The 18,338-nt window shown below is 58.9% G+C and carries 16 protein-coding genes and 2 tRNA genes; 6 read left to right on the top strand and 12 right to left on the bottom strand.

Features of this window, described 5'->3' with window-relative positions:
• Nucleotides 1-16 precede the first annotated feature (16 nt).
• From ACIQT8_RS02150 to ACIQT8_RS02130, 5 genes are all read left to right on the top strand, one after another.
• The gene (locus tag ACIQT8_RS02150; protein WP_138792553.1) at nt 17-1,210 is read left to right on the top strand and encodes an amino acid ABC transporter permease; all 1,194 of its coding nucleotides are present in this window, start codon (nt 17-19) and stop codon (nt 1,208-1,210) included.
• Nucleotides 1,211-1,213: 3 nt separating this feature from the next.
• Nucleotides 1,214-2,368 (top strand): amino acid ABC transporter permease, encoded by a 1,155-nt coding sequence (locus ACIQT8_RS02145; protein ID WP_138792554.1) that lies wholly within the window; start codon nt 1,214-1,216, stop codon nt 2,366-2,368.
• Nucleotides 2,369-2,379: 11 nt separating this feature from the next.
• Entirely contained in the window at nt 2,380-3,153 is a 774-nt protein-coding gene (locus ACIQT8_RS02140; protein ID WP_178340827.1) for an amino acid ABC transporter ATP-binding protein, read from the top strand.
• Between the two features lie 335 nt (nt 3,154-3,488).
• A tRNA-Glu gene (locus ACIQT8_RS02135) sits at nt 3,489-3,563 on the top strand.
• 394 nt (nt 3,564-3,957) lie between these two features.
• Nucleotides 3,958-4,032: transfer RNA gene (locus ACIQT8_RS02130), tRNA-Glu, on the top strand.
• 254 nt (nt 4,033-4,286) lie between these two features.
• Here ACIQT8_RS02130 and recJ read toward each other — a convergent pair.
• The 5 genes from recJ to ACIQT8_RS02105 all read right to left on the bottom strand — a co-directional run bounded on the left by recJ (nt 4,287) and on the right by ACIQT8_RS02105 (nt 10,536).
• Nucleotides 4,287-6,089: a single-stranded-DNA-specific exonuclease RecJ gene (recJ, locus tag ACIQT8_RS02125; protein ID WP_400964346.1), complete on the bottom strand. Its 1,803-nt coding sequence runs from the start codon at nt 6,087-6,089 to the stop codon at nt 4,287-4,289.
• Nucleotides 6,090-6,202: 113 nt separating this feature from the next.
• Nucleotides 6,203-6,418 (bottom strand): hypothetical protein, encoded by a 216-nt coding sequence (locus ACIQT8_RS02120; protein WP_262526057.1) that lies wholly within the window; start codon nt 6,416-6,418, stop codon nt 6,203-6,205.
• Nucleotides 6,419-6,622: 204 nt separating this feature from the next.
• Nucleotides 6,623-7,933 carry a homoserine dehydrogenase gene (locus ACIQT8_RS02115; protein WP_138793102.1) on the bottom strand — a complete coding sequence of 437 codons (1,311 nt, stop codon included), beginning with the start codon at nt 7,931-7,933 and terminating at the stop codon, nt 6,623-6,625.
• 60 nt (nt 7,934-7,993) lie between these two features.
• A complete protein-coding gene (locus ACIQT8_RS02110; protein WP_138793103.1) occupies nt 7,994-9,214 on the bottom strand; it encodes an LL-diaminopimelate aminotransferase in 1,221 nt (406 codons plus the stop codon).
• Nucleotides 9,215-9,576: 362 nt separating this feature from the next.
• Nucleotides 9,577-10,536, bottom strand: coding sequence for a nucleoside hydrolase (locus ACIQT8_RS02105; RefSeq protein WP_138793104.1), 960 nt, complete (start codon nt 10,534-10,536; stop codon nt 9,577-9,579).
• 198 nt (nt 10,537-10,734) lie between these two features.
• Here ACIQT8_RS02105 and ACIQT8_RS02100 point away from each other — a divergent pair, with 198 nt between their 5' ends.
• On the top strand, nt 10,735-11,538 hold the full coding sequence (locus ACIQT8_RS02100) for a TSUP family transporter (protein ID WP_400962859.1): 804 nt from the start codon (nt 10,735-10,737) through the stop codon (nt 11,536-11,538).
• A 25-nt stretch (nt 11,539-11,563) separates the two neighbouring features.
• Here the strand turns inward: ACIQT8_RS02100 and ACIQT8_RS02095 are convergent, their stop codons facing one another.
• The 7 genes from ACIQT8_RS02095 to ACIQT8_RS02065 form a co-directional block, all read right to left on the bottom strand.
• The gene (locus ACIQT8_RS02095; RefSeq protein ID WP_138793106.1) at nt 11,564-12,265 is read right to left on the bottom strand and encodes a hypothetical protein; all 702 of its coding nucleotides are present in this window, start codon (nt 12,263-12,265) and stop codon (nt 11,564-11,566) included.
• Between the two features lie 269 nt (nt 12,266-12,534).
• Complete coding sequence (locus tag ACIQT8_RS02090; protein ID WP_262526154.1) at nt 12,535-13,467, bottom strand: lipid A biosynthesis lauroyl acyltransferase; 933 nt, start codon at nt 13,465-13,467, stop codon at nt 12,535-12,537.
• Between the two features lie 11 nt (nt 13,468-13,478).
• The gene (locus ACIQT8_RS02085) at nt 13,479-14,507 is read right to left on the bottom strand and encodes a zinc-binding dehydrogenase (RefSeq protein ID WP_138793108.1); all 1,029 of its coding nucleotides are present in this window, start codon (nt 14,505-14,507) and stop codon (nt 13,479-13,481) included.
• Between the two features lie 159 nt (nt 14,508-14,666).
• Nucleotides 14,667-15,950, bottom strand: a complete 1,284-nt coding sequence (locus tag ACIQT8_RS02080; RefSeq protein ID WP_400962855.1) for a beta-ketoacyl-ACP synthase — start codon at nt 15,948-15,950, stop codon at nt 14,667-14,669.
• 13 nt (nt 15,951-15,963) lie between these two features.
• Nucleotides 15,964-17,160, bottom strand: coding sequence for a beta-ketoacyl-ACP synthase (locus ACIQT8_RS02075; RefSeq protein ID WP_400964344.1), 1,197 nt, complete (start codon nt 17,158-17,160; stop codon nt 15,964-15,966).
• A gap of 180 nt (nt 17,161-17,340) precedes the next feature.
• Nucleotides 17,341-17,820 (bottom strand): 3-hydroxyacyl-ACP dehydratase FabZ family protein, encoded by a 480-nt coding sequence (locus tag ACIQT8_RS02070; RefSeq protein WP_262526064.1) that lies wholly within the window; start codon nt 17,818-17,820, stop codon nt 17,341-17,343.
• 226 nt (nt 17,821-18,046) lie between these two features.
• Nucleotides 18,047-18,331: an acyl carrier protein gene (locus tag ACIQT8_RS02065; protein ID WP_003495848.1), complete on the bottom strand. Its 285-nt coding sequence runs from the start codon at nt 18,329-18,331 to the stop codon at nt 18,047-18,049.
• Nucleotides 18,332-18,338 lie beyond the last annotated feature (7 nt).

Below are 18,338 nucleotides of genomic sequence, written 5' to 3'. Positions count from 1 at the left end.
CGGGGACCGGGCAAGCATGACTGATCAGGCTACAATTGCGCCTTCCGGCGGGCGAACGACCCGCTCATTGATCTACGATCCCAAAATTCGTTCTATCGCCTTCCAGATTCTGACCATCGTTGTTCTGGTGATCTCCGTCTGGTGGATCGGGCACAACGTGGCGACGAACCTCGCGCGTTCCAACACCGCGTCCGGTTACGGCTTCCTCGCAGGCCGTTCCGGTTTCGATATCGGCGATACGCTGATCGAATACAGCAGCAACTCCACCTATGGACGAGCACTCGTTGTCGGCTTCCTCAACACCTTGATGGTTGCGGCAATCGGCATCGTCACGGCAACGATCATCGGTTTCATCGTCGGTATCGGCCGCCTTTCCGGCAACTGGCTGATTGCCAAGCTGTGCACCGTCTATGTTGAAGTGTTCCGCAACATCCCACCGTTGCTGGTCATCTTCTTCTGGTATTCGGGCGTCCTCAGAGCGCTGCCGAACGTGCGCGAATCCCTCGCGCTGCCATTCAACGTTTTCCTCAACAACCGCGGCCTGGTGTTTCCCAAGCCCATCTGGGGCGAAAACGCCTGGATGATCGCGGTAGCGATCCTTGTCGGGATCATTGCGACCGTTGGGGTCTACAAATGGGCAACAAAGCGCCAGATGGCGACCGGCCAGCGGTTCCCGATCCTCTGGACCGCCATCGCGCTGATTATCGGACTGCCGCTCATTACCTTCCTGGCGCTCGGCGCACCCATCACGTTCGACATTCCTGTAGCCGGACGTTTCAACCTGACGGGTGGCGGCACGATCCTGCCGGAATTCTTCGCGCTTTACCTGGCACTGTCGTTCTATACGGCGGCCTTCATCGCGGAAATCATCCGCGCCGGTATTCGCGGCGTTTCCAAGGGCCAGACGGAAGCCTCGACGGCTCTCGGCGTCCAGCCGGGGCTGACCACGCGCCTCGTCGTGGTGCCGCAGGCAATGCGCATCATCATTCCGCCGCTGACAAGCCAGTATCTCAACCTCACGAAGAACTCGTCGCTTGGCGTCGCCATCGGTTATCCGGAACTCGTTTCCACCGGCGGTACGACCATGAACCAGACCGGTCAGGCTGTTGAAATCGTCTCGATCTGGATCGTCGTTTATCTCAGCATCAGTCTCGCGACGTCGCTGTTCATGAACTGGTTCAACGCCAAGATGGCTCTGGTGGAGAGATAAGCCATGGACACCAGAAACATTCACTTCGTTCGTTCCAGCATGCTTGCGCCGGAGCCTCCGCCGCACAGCGAAAAGAACATTGCCGGCTGGGTGCGCAGCAACCTCCTGGCAACGCCCAAGGACGTGATCCTGACGATCATCGGTCTGTTGATCGTGTTCGCCATTCTTCCGGGCGCAATCAACTGGCTTTTCCTGCAGGCAAGCTGGTTCGGTGCAGACCGCACCGCCTGCCTCAGCGTTGCACAGGGCGGCGTCCAGCCGGATGGCTGGAGCGGTGCCTGCTGGGCATTCGTACAGGATCGCTTTTCGCAGTTCATCTTCGGTCGTTATCCGCTCGATGAGCGCTGGCGTCCGATGCTGGTCGGCATCCTGTTCATCGCCCTCCTAGTCCCTCTGCTCATCCCCAAGCTGCCGCACAAGGGCCTGAACGCCCTTCTGCTGTTCGTCATCTTCCCGGTCGTGGCCTTCTTCATCCTGCATGGCGGCTTCGGACTGGAACGTGTCGAAACCCCGCTCTGGGGCGGCCTGATGGTGACGTTGATCCTGTCCTTCGTCGGTATCGCGGTATCGCTGCCGCTCGGTATTCTTCTGGCGCTCGGCCGTCGGTCGAACATGCCCGTCGTGAAGATGCTGTGTGTCACCTTCATCGAGGTGGTGCGCGGCGTGCCTCTGATCACGGTTCTGTTCATGGCCAACGTGATGTTGCCGCTCTTCCTGCCGACAGGCTGGACGATCGACAACTTCCTGCGTGCGCTGGTCGGTGTCGCCCTCTTCGCCTCTGCCTATATGGCCGAAGTGATCCGTGGCGGCCTGCAGGCGATCCCCAAGGGACAGTCCGAAGGCGCCGATTCTCTCGGTCTCGGTTATTGGCAGAAGATGCGTCTGATCATTCTGCCGCAGGCGATCAAGCTGGTTATCCCAGGCATCGTCAACACCTTCATCGGCCTGTTCAAGGATACGTCCCTCGTCTCGATCATCGGTATGTTCGACCTGCTCGGCATCGTCCGCCTGAACTTTACCGACACGACATGGATCACGCCTGTCACGCCCATTACCGGCCTCATCTTCGCCGGTTTCATTTTCTGGATATTCTGCTTCGGCATGTCGCGTTATTCTGCCTTCATGGAACGGCACCTCGACACCGGGCACAAACGATAAGGGACGCTCAAATGGCAGAAACCCAAGCAAAAAAACTGGCCGTTTCGGCAACCGACGTTGCAATCGAAATCGTCGGCATGAACAAGTGGTACGGCGATTTCCACGTGCTGCGCGACATCAACCTCAAGGTCATGCGCGGCGAGCGCATCGTCATTGCCGGCCCTTCCGGTTCCGGCAAGTCGACCATGATCCGCTGCATCAACCGTCTGGAAGAACACCAGTCGGGCAACATCTTCGTTGACGGTATCGAACTCACCAACGACCTGAAGAAGATCGATGAAGTGCGTCGCGAAGTCGGCATGGTGTTCCAGCACTTCAACCTCTTCCCGCATCTGACGATCCTGGAAAACTGCACACTGGCACCGATCTGGGTTCGCAAGATGCCGAAGAAGGAGGCCGAGGAAGTGGCGATGCACTACCTCAAGCGCGTCAAGATCCCTGAGCAGGCCAACAAATATCCCGGCCAGCTTTCCGGTGGTCAGCAGCAGCGTGTGGCAATCGCCCGCTCGCTGTGCATGAAGCCGAAGATCATGCTGTTCGACGAACCAACCTCGGCACTTGACCCGGAAATGGTCAAGGAAGTGCTGGATACGATGGTGAGCCTTGCCGAAGACGGTATGACCATGCTGTGCGTGACCCACGAAATGGGTTTTGCCCGTCAGGTGGCAAACCGGGTGATCTTCATGGATCAGGGCCAGATCGTCGAACAGAACTCCCCGCAGGAGTTCTTCGACAATCCGCAGCACGAGCGCACCAAGCTCTTCCTCAGCCAGATTCTGCACTAGGCCAGATTCCTCACTAGGATCGAAGAAACATCGAACCTTCATCAGACGGGGCCTCAATGGCCCCGTTTTTTATTGGCCGATCGCAGTTTTCGGCGATTTTTTTGGGCCGCGGCGATTCCGGAAATACGAATCTCTTGTGACATTTCCGGCGATCGAAGGCTTGAAACAGGGCTGAATAGCACCTCAACGGCACGAATTAACTATCTGTTACGAAACGAAAATCCTTGTTTTGCAGGGCTTCTGGAGCGCCTTGTCATTTTTTTGTCAAATCACGCAATTTTCCGCTTGCGGACATTCAAGAGCCTGACTATAAGGGCGCCACACCACAAGCGCACGCGCCCTTCGTCTATCGGTTAGGACGTCAGATTTTCATTCTGAAAAGAGGGGTTCGACTCCCCTAGGGCGTGCCACTTGTGGGGTTAATCTCCCCAAGACAATCTGATCTGGCTTCAAACATTGCTTTGATCTGTCGATCTGCGTCTCCAGTTTCACTGCCCTCATCCATCGCCCAGAACAACGCTTCGAGGACACCTCCCCGGTCGTCACGCATCCGCGGCGCATCATTTTGTCGGATCATAGCCGCACCCGATGATGTCAGCGAAAATATAGGTGCCTTCGGCGCACCTCACCGTTTAGACCCTTTAGAATATCCTCATATTTTCAATCGCTTGCCGATTTTGAAGCCAGTTTTCCACAGGCTTCGGCGGCCAATTAAAAAAAATGTCGTTCAGACGAAAAAAATGCATTTTGCCGCTTGCGGAGAATCCGGAGCCTGACTATAAGGGCGCCACACCACAAGCGCACGCGCCCTTCGTCTATCGGTTAGGACGTCAGATTTTCATTCTGAAAAGAGGGGTTCGACTCCCCTAGGGCGTGCCACTTGCTTCTCTCATAAAATCATAGAGTTACAGCAACGTCTTGAACGTCGCGACATACGTTTGCGATCAAACGTGACGCGAACCGTATCGCGATATTTCGGTCCTCCTCCCCTAGGCTTGAATACTTCTTCAGACGCAGACCAGCGCCGCAAAACCGCGCGACGGTTTGGCGTATCAGGCTCTATGCAGGAAGGGTGTAACCTGCTGGCCTTGCGGCCCGTCAGGACGCCGCCGGAGCGCTATCAGGCAGACTTGTCAGGGAGACAGGGCAGCATCGAGAAGACGAAGCTGCACGCGCTTCTGTCCCTGCCACAGATCCGCACCAAGCGTGCCTGCGACGTGGAGAAGCTTACCGCGAGAATTGAGCAGCAATTGCCCCAGAGGCGCCTCTGCGGCGCGAAATGCGATACCATCGAGCCGTGAGCCATCCATCGCCTCCAGCGTCACCTTGACGTGCGAGGTGCCAACCAGTCGCACATCGCGCAGGCGGTGGGCTGGAATGGCAAAGACTGGCTGCGAATGACCGGAGCCATATGGCCCGGCCTGGTCCAGTTGGTCGATCAGTTGCAGGGTCGCGCCGGATGCACCGATGGCACCGTCAATCTTCAGCACGCTGTTTTCAACCAGCGTACTGACCGTCTTGGCAGCGCTCTCCTCGAAAAAGGCTCTGAGCTTACCGAGATTGGCACGTTCGACGGTGAGACCGGCCGCCATGGCGTGACCGCCACCCTTGACCAGCAGACCCATTTCCACGGCGGTACGGACCATCTTGCCAAGGTCGAAACCATTGATCGAGCGGCCCGAGCCCGTGCCCTTCCCCGAGGGATCGAAAGCAATGGCAAAGGCCGGGCGGCGAAAACGATCCTTGAGGCGCGAGGCCAGCAGGCCGACAATACCCGGATGCCAGTTCTCGCGCGCCGTGACGATCACGCCGGCACCCGTGCCGTCGCCATATTCGAAGAGCGCCTCGGCCTCGGCTTCAGCCAGCATGGCGGCTTCCATCGCCTGACGCTCGCGATTGAGCTCATCCAGCTTTTCGGCAATGACTTCCGCCTCAACCGTATCATCAAGCGTCAGCAGCCGGCTGCCGAGTGCGGCGTCACCGATACGACCGCCGGCGTTGATACGTGGGCCGATCAGAAAGCCGAAATGATAAGGCGTCACAGGCCCGCCAAGACCCGCCTTGCGAAACAGCGCAGCAAGCCCGGCATTGTTCATGTGGCGGGCCGCAATCAGCCCCTTGACCACATAAGCGCGGTTCAGCCCCTTGAGCGGCACGACATCGCAAACCGTGGCGAGGGCGACAATATCCAGATAGGACAAGAGATCGAGCGTGAAGGCCTGCCGGTGCTTGCGGTCTTTCAGCAGACGCAGCGTTGCGACCAGAACAAGAAACACCACACCTGCCGCGCAGAGATGTCCCTGCCCCGACAGATCGTCCTCACGGTTCGGATTGACCAGAGCCACCGCATACGGCAGCTCCGTGCCGACCTGATGGTGGTCGATGACAACGACATCGGTACCGGCCTCGCGCGCCGCTGCAAGCGATTCATGGCTGGTCGAACCGCAGTCGACGGTGACGATCAGTGTGGCGCCATTGGCGGCCAGTTGCTGCATGGCGGCAGGGTTTGGCCCGTAACCTTCGAAAATGCGGTCTGGAATGTAGATTTCCGGCGTCAGGCCGAAATGATGCAGGAAACGATACATCAGCGCGGAAGACGAAGCACCGTCCACATCATAGTCGCCGAAGATCGCGACCTTTTCGCCGCGCTCTATCGCCTGCGCCAGACGTTCGGCAGCTTTGGCGCAATCGGTCAGCACATGCGGATCGGGCATCAGTGAGCGGATGGTCGGATCGAGAAACGCCATAGCGTCATCCACGGCCACGCCCCGTCCCGCCAGCACGCGTGCAATCAGTTCCGGAATGCCGTGAACCTGTGACATGGCGAGCGCGCGGTTCTGGCCGGCCTGATCGAGCCGTGACACCCAACGCTGCTCAGTCGCCGAACGCTCCACGCCGAGAAAGGCGCGGGCCACGGCATCGACCGGCTCATTCATTGCGATTCTGTCCATTGTCCTGCCTTGCGCCTTTCCATCAAGGCGCATGTTGTCTCAACAATGGGCTAGAGGGCAGATCGGCGTTTTTCAAGCAAAAACGCCTGAAGGTAGGGTCATAAAGCCAGAATCGAGAAAAACGGGCTGGCGATGGAAAGCGTGCCGACCAGCAGCAGCGACGAAAAAACCGCCAGGGAACACCAGTTGCGCTCCTGCATGACGACGTCAAATTCCATGCTGCGGATATTGTCATTGGCGCTATGACGCGCCCTGCAACGGGCAACAGCAACCTGCGACGGACTGGAATCCTTGAAGAGTATGATGGATGTCACGGCCGCGCCTCCCTCGCTTCGGTGAACTTCATTAACCGTATTCTGAAATACGAGTATTTTCCAGTGTCTTTGTCCCGTCACAACGCAAGAATTTGCAGGCAATTCAGCAGTCTGAAGTCACCACGGCTGACAAAACGCAATAAAAAACGGCGACATCTTCGAAATGTCGCCGTTTCCTGAAAATCATCTGCCTGCGAGAGAAACTTACGTCCGCTCGATTCGGATCACCTGCGGTTCGCTGACGAGATACTTCTCGTTCTTGATCGCCTTTACCGCCTTGCGGATCGCATCTTCCATCGTCGCATGTGTGACGAGAATGATGGTCTTCGCGCCGCCTTCAACGGGAACGCGCGAATGCTGGACAATCGATTCCAGCGAGATGTTGTTGTCGGCCATGCGTGTGGCGATCGACGCAAACACGCCGGCCTTGTCCTTCACCGTCAGACGAATGAAGTATCCGCCCTCGTGGCTCTTCATCTTGGCACGACGATATTCGGTCAGCGCCTTGGCCGGACGGCCAAGCACCGGCACCTGCTGTGCGCCAGGACGGCTCTTGGCAATGTCGGCGATGTCGCCGAGCACGGCCGAGGCCGTGGCGTTGCCGCCGGCACCAGGACCGACCATCAACAGTTCACCGAGAATGTCGGACTCGACCGCAACAGCGTTGGTCACGCCGTCCACCTGCGCAATGACGGAATCGAGCGGCACCATCGTCGGATGAACGCGCTGTTCGATGCCGGTTTCGGTCACCTGCGCCACACCGAGCAGCTTGATGCGGTAACCAAGATCGGCAGCCGCCTGAATATCCTCGATGGAGATATTCGTGATGCCTTCGAGGTAGATATCGTCTGCCGAGATCTTGTTGCCGAAAGCAAGCGTTGTCAGGATCGCCAGCTTGTGCGCCGTATCGTTGCCTTCGATGTCGAAGGCCGGATCGGCTTCTGCGTAACCGAGACGCTGGGCTTCCTTGAGGCAGGCCTCGAACGACAACCCTTCCTTCTCCATCTTGGTAAGGATGTAATTGCAGGTGCCGTTCATGATGCCGTAGATGCGCGACACATGGTTGCCGGTCAGCGACTCGCGCAGCGCCTTGATGATCGGGATGCCACCGGCCACAGCCGCTTCGAAGTTCAGGAGCGCGCCCTTCTCTTCCGCCAGCACAGCCAGTTCGACGCCATGCTTGGCAAGCAGCGCCTTGTTGGCTGTCACCACATGGAGACCACGTGCGAGCGCCGAACGGACGGCATTTTCCGCCTGTCCGGACGCACCGCCGACCAGTTCAACGAAAACATCGATATCGGCTTCGCTGGCAAGCTGCTCCGGCGTGTCAAACCAGGTAATACCGGTGAGATCAATGCCGCGGTCGCGCGAACGGTCGCGCGCGCTGACGGCAATAATCTCAATTGCGCGTCCGCAGGTAATCGCAAGTTCGTTGCTTCTCTGCTGGAGGATGCGCACGAGCGAAGCGCCGACAGTGCCGAGCCCCGCTATGCCGATTCTCAATGAATCTGCCATGGGTATGTTCCTGATTTGCTGGTGATGGTGGCGGCCGGGACCGGCCGCCTTCGGGTGCCCTTATCTGTGGGCGTTCAGAGAAACGACGTTGTGCATCGTTTCGTCTGCAGTCGACAGGAAGCGCTTCAGATTGCGCGCCGCCTGGCGAATTCGATGCTCGTTCTCAACGAGCGCAAGACGAACGTAATCATCGCCCATCTCGCCAAAGCCGATGCCGGGAGCAACGGCGATATCGGCCTTCTCGACCAGGAGCTTGGAGAACTCCAGAGAGCCGAGATGGCGGAACTTTTCCGGGATTTTCGCCCATGCGAACATCGTCGCAGCCGGCGGCGGAACTTCAAAACCGGCCTTGCCGAACGTGTCGACCATGACGTCGCGACGGCGGCGATAGACATTGCGCACTTCCGCGATGTCGGAACCGTCGCCATTGAGCGCGTGGGTCGCGGCAACCTGGATCGGCGTGAACGCGCCGTAATCCAGATAGGACTTCACGCGTGTCAGAGCTGCGATCAGGCGTTCGTTGCCCACCGCAAAGCCCATGCGCCAGCCGGGCATGGAGAAGGTCTTCGACATGGAGGTGAATTCCACCGTCACGTCGATAGCACCCGGCACTTCCAGAACAGACGGCGGCGGGTTGTTGTCGTCGAAATAGATTTCCGAATAGGCAAGGTCGGACAGTACGATCAGCTCATGCTTTTTCGCAAACGCGATGACGTCCTTGTAGAAATCCAGCGATGCAACATGCGCCGTCGGGTTGGACGGGTAGTTGATGATCAGCGCCAGAGGCTTCGGAATGGAGTGGCGCACAGCGCGCTCCAGCGGGCCGAAGAAGTTTTCATCCGGCTCGACATTCATCGAACGGATAACACCGCCAGCCATCAGGAAGCCGAAAGCGTGGATCGGATATGTCGGGTTCGGACACAGGATGACATCGCCCGGCGCCGTGATGGCCTGCGCCATGTTGGCGAAGCCTTCCTTGGAACCGAGGGTCGCAACGACCTGCGTGTCCGGGTTCAGCTTTACGCCGAAGCGGCGGGCGTAATAGGCGGCCTGCGCGCGGCGAAGGCCGGGAATACCCTTGGACGAGGAATAGCGATGGGTGCGTGGGTCCTGAACCACTTCGCAGAGCTTGTCGACGATCGCCTTCGGCGTCGGCAGATCCGGATTACCCATGCCAAGGTCGATGATATCCGCGCCACCCGCTCGCGCGCTCGCTTTCAAACGGTTGACCTGTTCGAAGACGTATTGCGGCAGACGCTTGACCTTGTGAAACTCTTCCATCTCTTTCCTCATGGAAATGGACCGGACTGCCGGCCCATAACGAAGGTTCGTTTTTGTTGGTGAACGCTGCCGATACGAACCCATCCGGCAAGCGTTGTTCATTGTAACGCAAAGCGCCGAAAAACATAAAAGGGTTTTCGTCCGCAAAGCGGTTGTGCGATCGCCTGCCCTGCCATCACCGGCACAAGCTTCAGCGGCTCATGCGAACCGCATGGATTTCAGCAGGAAATCGAAGACCTTGCATAACGCCAGATTCTGGGAAAATGCAAGGCAAGCTATGCTCAAGGTGGTCGTGACGATTCAACTTTTATTCCGCGACACGCGAAATCGTCACGACGGACCTCAAACCGCCATTTACGGCATCAGCCGCGTTCACCGCGAACGATGACCGCCTTGATCAGATCCAGCACCCGCTCCGGCTCGATATCCGTGCAGATAAGCTGGCTTGGATGACCATCCCAATGGCCCGGCGGAAAACCACGGCCATCCGGCTTCTGAATCGTCTGACCGTCGGCAATACCGCCGCAGACAACGCGGATCGGGCCGCTACGGGTCTGGAACAGCTCGGGCGCCACCAGATAGACGCAGGCGCAGCTATCATGCACCACCATGCCGTCGCCGGTGCGGGTCTTGTAGAAATCGATGTAGAACTGCGACAGATCCGACAGAAGCTGGACGGGCTTGCCTCCCTCCTTCGCCATCTCGTCGAGAAATGCGCTCGTCATGACCGTCTTGGTGGTCACGTCGAGACCAACGACAGTGACGCGCCAGGGCGCGGTGAAGACCAGATCGGCTGCTTCCGGGTCGCCATGGATATTGGCTTCTGCGGCGGGCGAAACGTTGCCGTTCATGTCGAAGGCGCCGCCCATGATGATGACGTCTTTCACCAGTGCGGCGAAGTCCGGCTCCTGACGCAGCGCAAGCGCAAGGTTCGTCATGCGGCCAACGGCAATCAGCGTCACTTCGCCCGGATTGGCCTTGACCGTATCGATGATGAAATCATGCGCCGAACGCGGATCGAGCGGCAGGTCGATGGTCTCGGGAATATCGATGTCGCCAAGACCGTTCTCGCCGTGGATGAGGGTCGGCCAGTGACGCTCCGGACGGGCTGGATCGAAGGTGACGCCAGCCCCCTTGGCGACAGGCGCCGTCATCTGCCATTCCTGTTTGAGGAACAGCGCATTGCGGGTGGTGATATCGATCGGAGCGTTGCCAAACACCGTCGTCACGCCGATAAGGTCGATATCGGGATGGCGGTGCAAAAACAGCAGCGCCATGGCATCGTCCACACCGGGGTCCGTATCGAAAATCACTTTATGCATTGTCGTCCTGCTCCAAAATTCCGGCACTGCCGGAACTGACCGGCGGCACGCCACGCACCATAGCCATAAGCGCCGCCGCCGCAAGCCGGGGACGATCCGAATATCGAAGCGGATGACTTATAAAATCATTGCACCGGCATCGTTTAGGTGAAAGAAGAAGCCCACCTCCCCGCGTCCGTTTTCTCCCGGATTTTTTCAGTGCAAGACATCGCCCTCCACGTATTCCTGGTTCTCATTCTGGTTGCCGTTTTTGCCGGATTTATCGATTCCATCGCGGGTGGAGGCGGCCTCATCACCATTCCGGCCATGCTCATCATGGGCATTCCGCCGCTTGATGCACTGGGCACCAACAAGCTGCAATCGCAGTTCGGCTCGGCCTCGGCGACCATCGCTTACGCGCGCCGCGGCCACGTCAATCTGCGCAAGCAGTTGCCCATGGCATTCATGGCGATGCTGGGCGGCATGCTGGGCGCGCTGGCAGCGGCCTTCGTGCCCTCCGATATCCTGCGCGCCATCATGCCGTTTCTGCTGATCGCCATTGCCACCTATTTCGCCCTCAAGCCGCAACTGAGCGATATCGACAGCCACCAACGCATGACGCCGTTCATCTTCGGCGCCGTGGTGGCCCCGCTGATCGGCTTTTATGACGGTGTTTTCGGACCGGGCGCAGGTTCCTTCTACATGCTGGCCTTCGTGGCGCTCGCAGGCTTCGGCATGCTCAAGGCGACGGCGCACACCAAGCTTCTCAATCTCGGCTCTAATTTCGGCGGCTTCGTCGTGTTTGCGCTGGGCGGTGCAGTGCTGTGGAAACTCGGCCTCGCCATGGGCTTTGGTCAGTTCGTCGGCGCGCAGATCGGCTCACGTTTTGCCATGAAGAACGGTGCAAAGATCATCCGCCCGCTTCTGGTGATTTCGTGCGTCGCCATGGCAGCAAGGCTGATGATGGACAGCTCAAGCCCCTATTCGATCGGCGCTCTTCTGAACGCTCTGATTTCGGGATAAACGGCGTTTCCTTACGCCGTTACCATCACGCCATCGCGCGGCGTCTGCGATCGGCGATTTCGCGGATGACCACCATGGCGCCCACCAGCTTGTAGGCCGAGGAATAGCACGGCGACATCTCGAGCGACTTCACAACGGTATGGCCGTTGCTGTCTTCCGCGTAGGTGTATTTCGAAGCGTCGCCCTTGAAGCAGTTGTCGAGCTTCTCACGCAGATCGTTCTGGAAACGGTGAACCCCGACCAGCTCGGCAATGTGGCAGCCGACCAGCCCCTCGGGCGCATTGCGCTGGAAGGTATCCAGACCATTGGCATAGGACACGCGATAACCGGGAGAGACGACGACAACGGGCTCTCCGAGATCGGACAGCATGTCCTCATCGAAAACGAGATGGCGGTGCTGCCATTCGAAACTGCCGATATCGGCGTCTTCGTCACCAACCGCTTTCGACTTGCGCGACAGGCCGACATAACGATCGACAAGCGTTCTCAGGATTTCGGAGTTGCGCTGGACGCAACCCAGGTCCTCGGCTTCATGGTTCAGAAGGTCGATGGCGAAACGGAACTGCTCGCGAATTTCTTCGGCGTTCTCCGTCTTGCTGCCGGCGATCTTGTCCAGAAGCTGTTCGAGCTCACGCTCCAGCACTGCGATCTTGTCGGCTTCGTTCTTGCCGACAGCAGATTGCAGTTCCGTGTAACGCAACCAGAACAGTTCAATCAAATCTTTCAACCCGACTCTCCCGGAACGAACAAATAGCCCGTTCTCAACCCGAACGCATATACCCTGTTCTCCCCGTTATATCGGCTGGTCGCTTAAAAATGCCGTAACGAGAAACGAGAACGCCATTCAGAATAGCAGCCAAAATATCACAGCCGCGAACGTTTTTTCAATTTCGATAATCTACGAGCAAAAAGTTAGGGCTGGAAGTCCGGTTGGCCGGACCAGAAATGCCTTTTGTCAAAAAAAACCGGCGCCTCGAAAGGCACCGGTCTTTTGTCTTATTCAGCTGGAATCTGGTGTTTGACGTTCCAGCGATCGTGGTACCAGAGCCATTGGCCGGGATGCTCCCGTACCCAGCTTTCAACCTTGTCGTTGAGCATCTGGGCCGTTGCCTGCACGTCGACATTGCCTTTGTCATCGCGCGGAATGTCGACCTTCGGTTCGATTTCCAGACGATAGCGGTTGTCGGGCAAGCGCACGCAGCGCGCCGGATAAACATCGCAGTTGAACTGGCGCACCAGCTTGGCAAGCAGCGGGTTGGTCCGCACCTCAAGATCGAAGAACCTGGTGGGCAGCCCCTTGCTGAACTTCTGGTCGACGAGAACGCCAACCCCGCCGCCTCTCTCGAGCTGGCGGGCCAGCGCAAAGGACGATCCGGCATGCGAAGGCACGAGATTGCCCATGCGTTCCTTGCGGAAGTTGAACACCTTGTCGGCCACGTAAGGATTGTTCGGCGGACGAAACAGCACCGTCACCTCAAGCCCGAATGCCGAACCGGCAACCGGCAGCAATTCGAAATTGCCGGTATGGGCGGTGAAAACGATGAACGGACGCGGATTGTCGCGCAGCTCGAGGAACGAGGGAATGCCGACGACCTCGATACGGCCGGGCTTGTCGTTCTGGGGATCGAAGTCGAAGAGACGGTCGAGGAACACATATTCGGCCGCAAGACGGCCCATATTGCCCCAGCTATCCATGGCGATTGCCAGGCGCTCTTCCTCGGTCTTCTCGGGGAAGGCCCGCGCCAGATTGTAGAGTACAAGCCTGTGACGGCCGGTCTTCGGCCCCATCCAGCGGGCAAATCTGTCAGCGAAGCGAATTCCCGCATCGGCGGGAAAAAGCTTCAACATGTTCAGGAAACCAAACGCAAAGGTCGCGATCAACCATTGCCGGAAGTTATCCAGCTTCAGGACGATGCGCGTGAGAAACATTTTCACGGGCTTCAATCCATCCGCAGAACGATTTTCCCGAAGACCTGGCGGGTTTCCATGCGCTCCAGCGCCCGATCGATATCATCGAAAGTCACTTCGGTATCGATAACGGGGTGAACGATGCCGCGTGCCATCTTCTGCATGGCGTTCGCCATGTTTTCCATGCGGCAACCGAAGGAGCCGAGCAGCTTCAACTGCTGCTGGAACAGCATCATCAGGTTGATATCGGTCGAAACACCCGAGGTCGAACCGCAGGTGACGAGACGTCCGCCGCGCTTCAGCGAAAACATGGAACCGGCCCAGGTGTCTTTGCCGACATGTTCGAAGACGACGTCGACGCCCTTCTTCTTCGTCAGCTTGCGCACGACGCCTTCAAAACGGTCCGTACGGTAGTTGATGACGTGGTCGGCACCCAATGCCTTGGCGCGCTCGATCTTGTCGTCGGAACCAACGGTGGTGATGACGGTGCAGCCCATCTTCTTGGCAAGCTGGATGGCGGCCGTGCCGATGCCGGAACCGCCGGCGTGAACCAGGATCGTTTCACCCGGCTCGAGCTTGGCGTTGTCGAACAGCATGTGCTCGACCGTGCCGAAAGTCACAGGCGCCAGCGCAGCACCGATGGCGTCGACGCCGTGCGGTGCCGGAACGAGCTGGCGAGCCGGGATATTGATCTTTTCCTGCGCAAAGCCGTCCAGATGGAAGCCATGGACACCCTGAACGTGTTCGCACAGGTTGTCGCGGCCTTCGCGACAGGGCTTGCAGAGACCGCAGGTGCGCGCGCCGTAGATCGACACGAGCTGGCCGGGCAGAACATTCGACACGCCGGGGCCGATTGCCTCGACCACACCGGACGCCTCGGCGCCGATGGTGAGCGGCATCTTGCGCTTGGCGAACGCCATGCCGCGCCAGCCCCAGACGTCGATATGGTTCAGCGCGACAGCCTTGACGCGCAACGTCACTTCACCCGCAGCCGGTGCTTCCGGCTCGGGCAGTTCCACTTTTTCAAGCCTACGGTCATCGACGAGTTGCAGAGCGCGCATAATTTAAAGTCCTTCGCCTGGAGGCGTTATTTTTGTTTTTGATCCAGAGCGCCGCGCGTCCGTCAGGACGCGCAGGAGGCGCTCAATCTCTTTGAATGTCTGCATCGTCCTGGCCGAAAATCGTTTCCGATTTATGGCAACGATGCCTCGGTGAACCGATTAAGCCGGTTCCCGCGTCATGACAAGGCTCGCATTCTGCCCGCCAAACCCGAAGGAGTTGGACAGAACAGCACTAACCTCGGCGTCACGTTTTACGTTCGGCACCACATCCAGCAGGATAGCCGGATCGGGATTGGTATAGTTGATCGTCGGCGGCAGGGTGCCGGTCAGCATGGTCTGCAGCGAAAACACGGCTTCAACCGCACCAGCCGCCGTCAGGGTGTGACCGATCATCGACTTGTTGGACGAGAGCGGAATATCCTTCAGTCCTTCGCCGAACACGGCAAGCATCGAACCATATTCCATCTTGTCGTTTTCAGGCGTCGATGTGCCATGGGCGTTGATGTAGCCGATATCGCTTTCGGCAACACCAGCGTCGGCAAGTGCGGCACGGATTGTCGCGATAGCCGGGCCGCCATCCGGCGAGGACCGGGTGCGGTGGAAGCTGTCGGCCTTTTCGCCGGCGCCCTTGATGATGCCGAGAACCTTTGCGCCACGTGCAACGGCCGCTTCGAGCGATTCCAGCACCAGCGTTGCAGCGCCTTCGGCAATCACGAAACCGTCGCGATCCTTGCTGAACGGCTTAGACGCCTTTTCCGGCGGATCGTTCTGCGTCGACAGCGCCGAAAGCAGCGAAAAGCGGATCAGCGCTTCGGCACTGACCGAACCGTCGGTGGCAACCGTCAATGCACGGTCGGTGCGACCCTGACGGATCGCCTCGACGCCGAGCTGGATTGCCGTGGCGCCGGAAGCACACGCAGTCGACAGCGTTACCGGGAGGCCACGCGTGCCGAACCGGTCGGAAAGACGCTCGGAAATCGCGCCGAACAGCGCCGCTTCCTGAAATGCCGGATCGGGACGCTGACGCAGCGCCGCCATGAAGCGATCATAGGCGTCGCCCGGCTTCGCAGCCGGTGGAGAACGGTCGCCCAGTTCGAAACGTGCACTCCATTCCGGCTCGATCGGCGGTGCGGCAAGGAACAGCGGTCCCTCGAAGTCACCGGAGATACCGGCCTGCGCCAGCGCTTCGATCGTCGTTTCACGCGCGAACGCATAGGAGCGCTCGACGGAATTCGGCACGGGAATGTCGATGAAATCGACGGTGCCGCTGATGCGGGTCGAAAGCTTGTCGGTCGGGAAACGGGTAATCGCATGGATGCCGGATTTGCCCGAGGTCAAAGCCGCCCAGTTGTCCTGAAGGCCCTGCCCCAGCGACGTGATGATGCCCATGCCGGTAACGGCGACGAGCGGGCGACCGAGATGATCCTTGAAACTGGAAGTCATATCCTTCACTCCCTCAAACGTCGCGCGACAGCACGGCAACACCTTCGCCGCGCACATGACCAACCGTGGTGACAACCGCTTCATCAGCGGCCTGCGCCATCGGCTTCTCGGCATTGGCATCGAACGGCGGAACCTTGGCACCGCTTTCAAGCGTCAGCGCTGCGAGCGCCAGACCAAGCGGGAACTGTGCTTCGAGGCCATGACCGGTGACACCGCCAAAGCCGCGAATGGCAGCCTGCGGCAGAACTTTTTCCAGAACGTCCTTTTCCCGTACGGTCACGGCGTCATAACCGCTGGCACCGGAGAACACGACCGTTGAGGCGCTGTCACTGGCAGGTGCCAGCATGCGCTCCAGACGCTTTTCCATGCGCCCCTCGTCACGGCTGCCGCGATCGCCTTCAATCGCGTCGATGCGTGCATAGATGCGTGCGCCGCGCGCTTCGGCGCGCTTGCGTGATTCCAGCACCAGGAACGCGCCGAGCGAACCGATGACGATGCCGCCGCCTGCAGCCTCAGAACGAGACCAGAGCGGCTGCCAGTCGCCCTGCGCATGCGCGCCGATAGCTTCGAACAGCAGGATCATGTCAGGACGTTCGGCCGAAAATGCGCCGCCAACCAGGGCGTGCGTGGATTCGCCGGAGCGGATGCGATGGAACGCGGTCTCGACGGCTGAGATGCCGGCAGCCTCTTCACCCATGAAGGTACGCGACGAACCGGTGACCTTGTGAACGATAGAGATGTTACCGGCCATCAGGTTGGAAAGCTGCGCCAGGAACAGCGTCGGACGCAGTTCCGTCGTCAGCTTCTCGTTGAGCATGACTTCGCGGTCGTTGCGCTTCAGGCCTTCATCGACGATCTGCGTGTCGACATTGATGTCGCGCTCGCCGCCGCCGGCCGCCACGATCATGTCCATCGTGCCGCAGGCTTCGGCGTCTTCCTTCAGGCCGGCATCATCAAGTGCCACGCCTGCGGCGTAAACGCCGAGACGCTGCCAGTTTTCCATCTGGCGCTGATCCTTGCGGCCGATCTGGGTAGACCAGTCGATTTCCGGTAGCGGATGGATCGGGTATGGCGCAAATTTTTCGGTTTCGACAATAGCTCCCGGCGCGGAACCGGCGGAGAGCAGTGCAATATGGGCGTCAACACCGACACCATGACAGGTCACGATACCGACCCCGGTAATCACCACATCATTGTCAGACTTCATAATCCGTCATCCTTTGTCGCTTTTCCGGAACATAGTGTCTCCGGGCCAGCCATAAAAAACGGCAGGAACGCCGCACTTGCCATGCGGAATAATGCCCGCGATGCGGCTTTGCAATGGCGAAGGCTGCAAGACCTGCTCCAATGCATGACTTTTCATCGTTTAACGGCGGGCTTTTCGCAAAGATCAGGCAGAAGTATCGGCGGCGATCGCCGCCATCAGGCCAACTTCCTCGGCCCGCTTCTTGACGATCGGGCCAAGCGGAATTTCGCTGAACGGCATGGTGCGCAGCTTGAGTTGCGCATCGCAGACCTTCTTGCCGCCGGACGTGATCTTCGCCTTGGTCACGGCAAAGCCCGAACCGTCATGCTCCAGAACCGCCTCGATATCCAGCACGGCGCCCGGCTCCACGAAGGTGCGCATCTTGGCGCCATCGACCGTCATCAGGAACGGCATGGCGGCGAAATCGCTGAACGCCAGAACCAGCATGCCCGAAGCCTGCGCCATGGTCTCGATCAGAAGCACACCCGGCACCAATGGCATGCCTGGAAAGTGTCCTTCGAAAACCGGGCTTTGATCCGGGACAATGGACTGCGCCTTCAACGTGCGCGTCGCCATATCAACGGCTTCGACCTTGTCGATCATCTGGAAATATTCGAGCAGCATGTTTCGTCCATGAAGTTGGGTAGCAGCGGAAGGAAGGCTACACCGATGTATGCACGACGTCCCGACTTGCGTCATCCCGGAACTGATCCGGGAGCCAGCCGCCGCGCGTCTGCGCGGCAGAAGATCTCTTCGCGATCAAGGACCTGATCGCACTGGTTTCCGGCTCAAGACCGGAATGACGAATATTGAAAGCACGCCCGGCCCTAATTGCCGGGCACCCTCAAAATCAGCCCTTGGCTGCGCGCAGTTCGTCGATCTTGGCGCAGAGGTTCTTCAGCACGAAATACTCTTCCGTGGAAACCTTGCCCTCGTTGACTTCCTGCGTCCACTGCTCGAGCGGAATCTTGATGCCGAATTCCTTGTCGATCGCGAAAACGATGTCGAGGAAGTCGAGGCTGTCGATGCCCAGATCGTCGATCGTGTGGCTCTCCGGCGTAATGGTTTCGCGGTCGATTTCGCTGGTTTCAGCGATAATGTCGGCAACCTTGTCGAATGTAGCTGTCACGCCCATAATCCTT

The sequence above is a fragment of the Agrobacterium sp. NPDC090273 genome (assembly GCF_044772305.1).
Taxonomy (GTDB): Bacteria; Pseudomonadota; Alphaproteobacteria; order Rhizobiales; family Rhizobiaceae; genus Agrobacterium.
The sequence above is the reverse complement of the archived record's forward strand: the minus strand, read 5'-3'. Positions and strand labels throughout refer to the sequence as shown.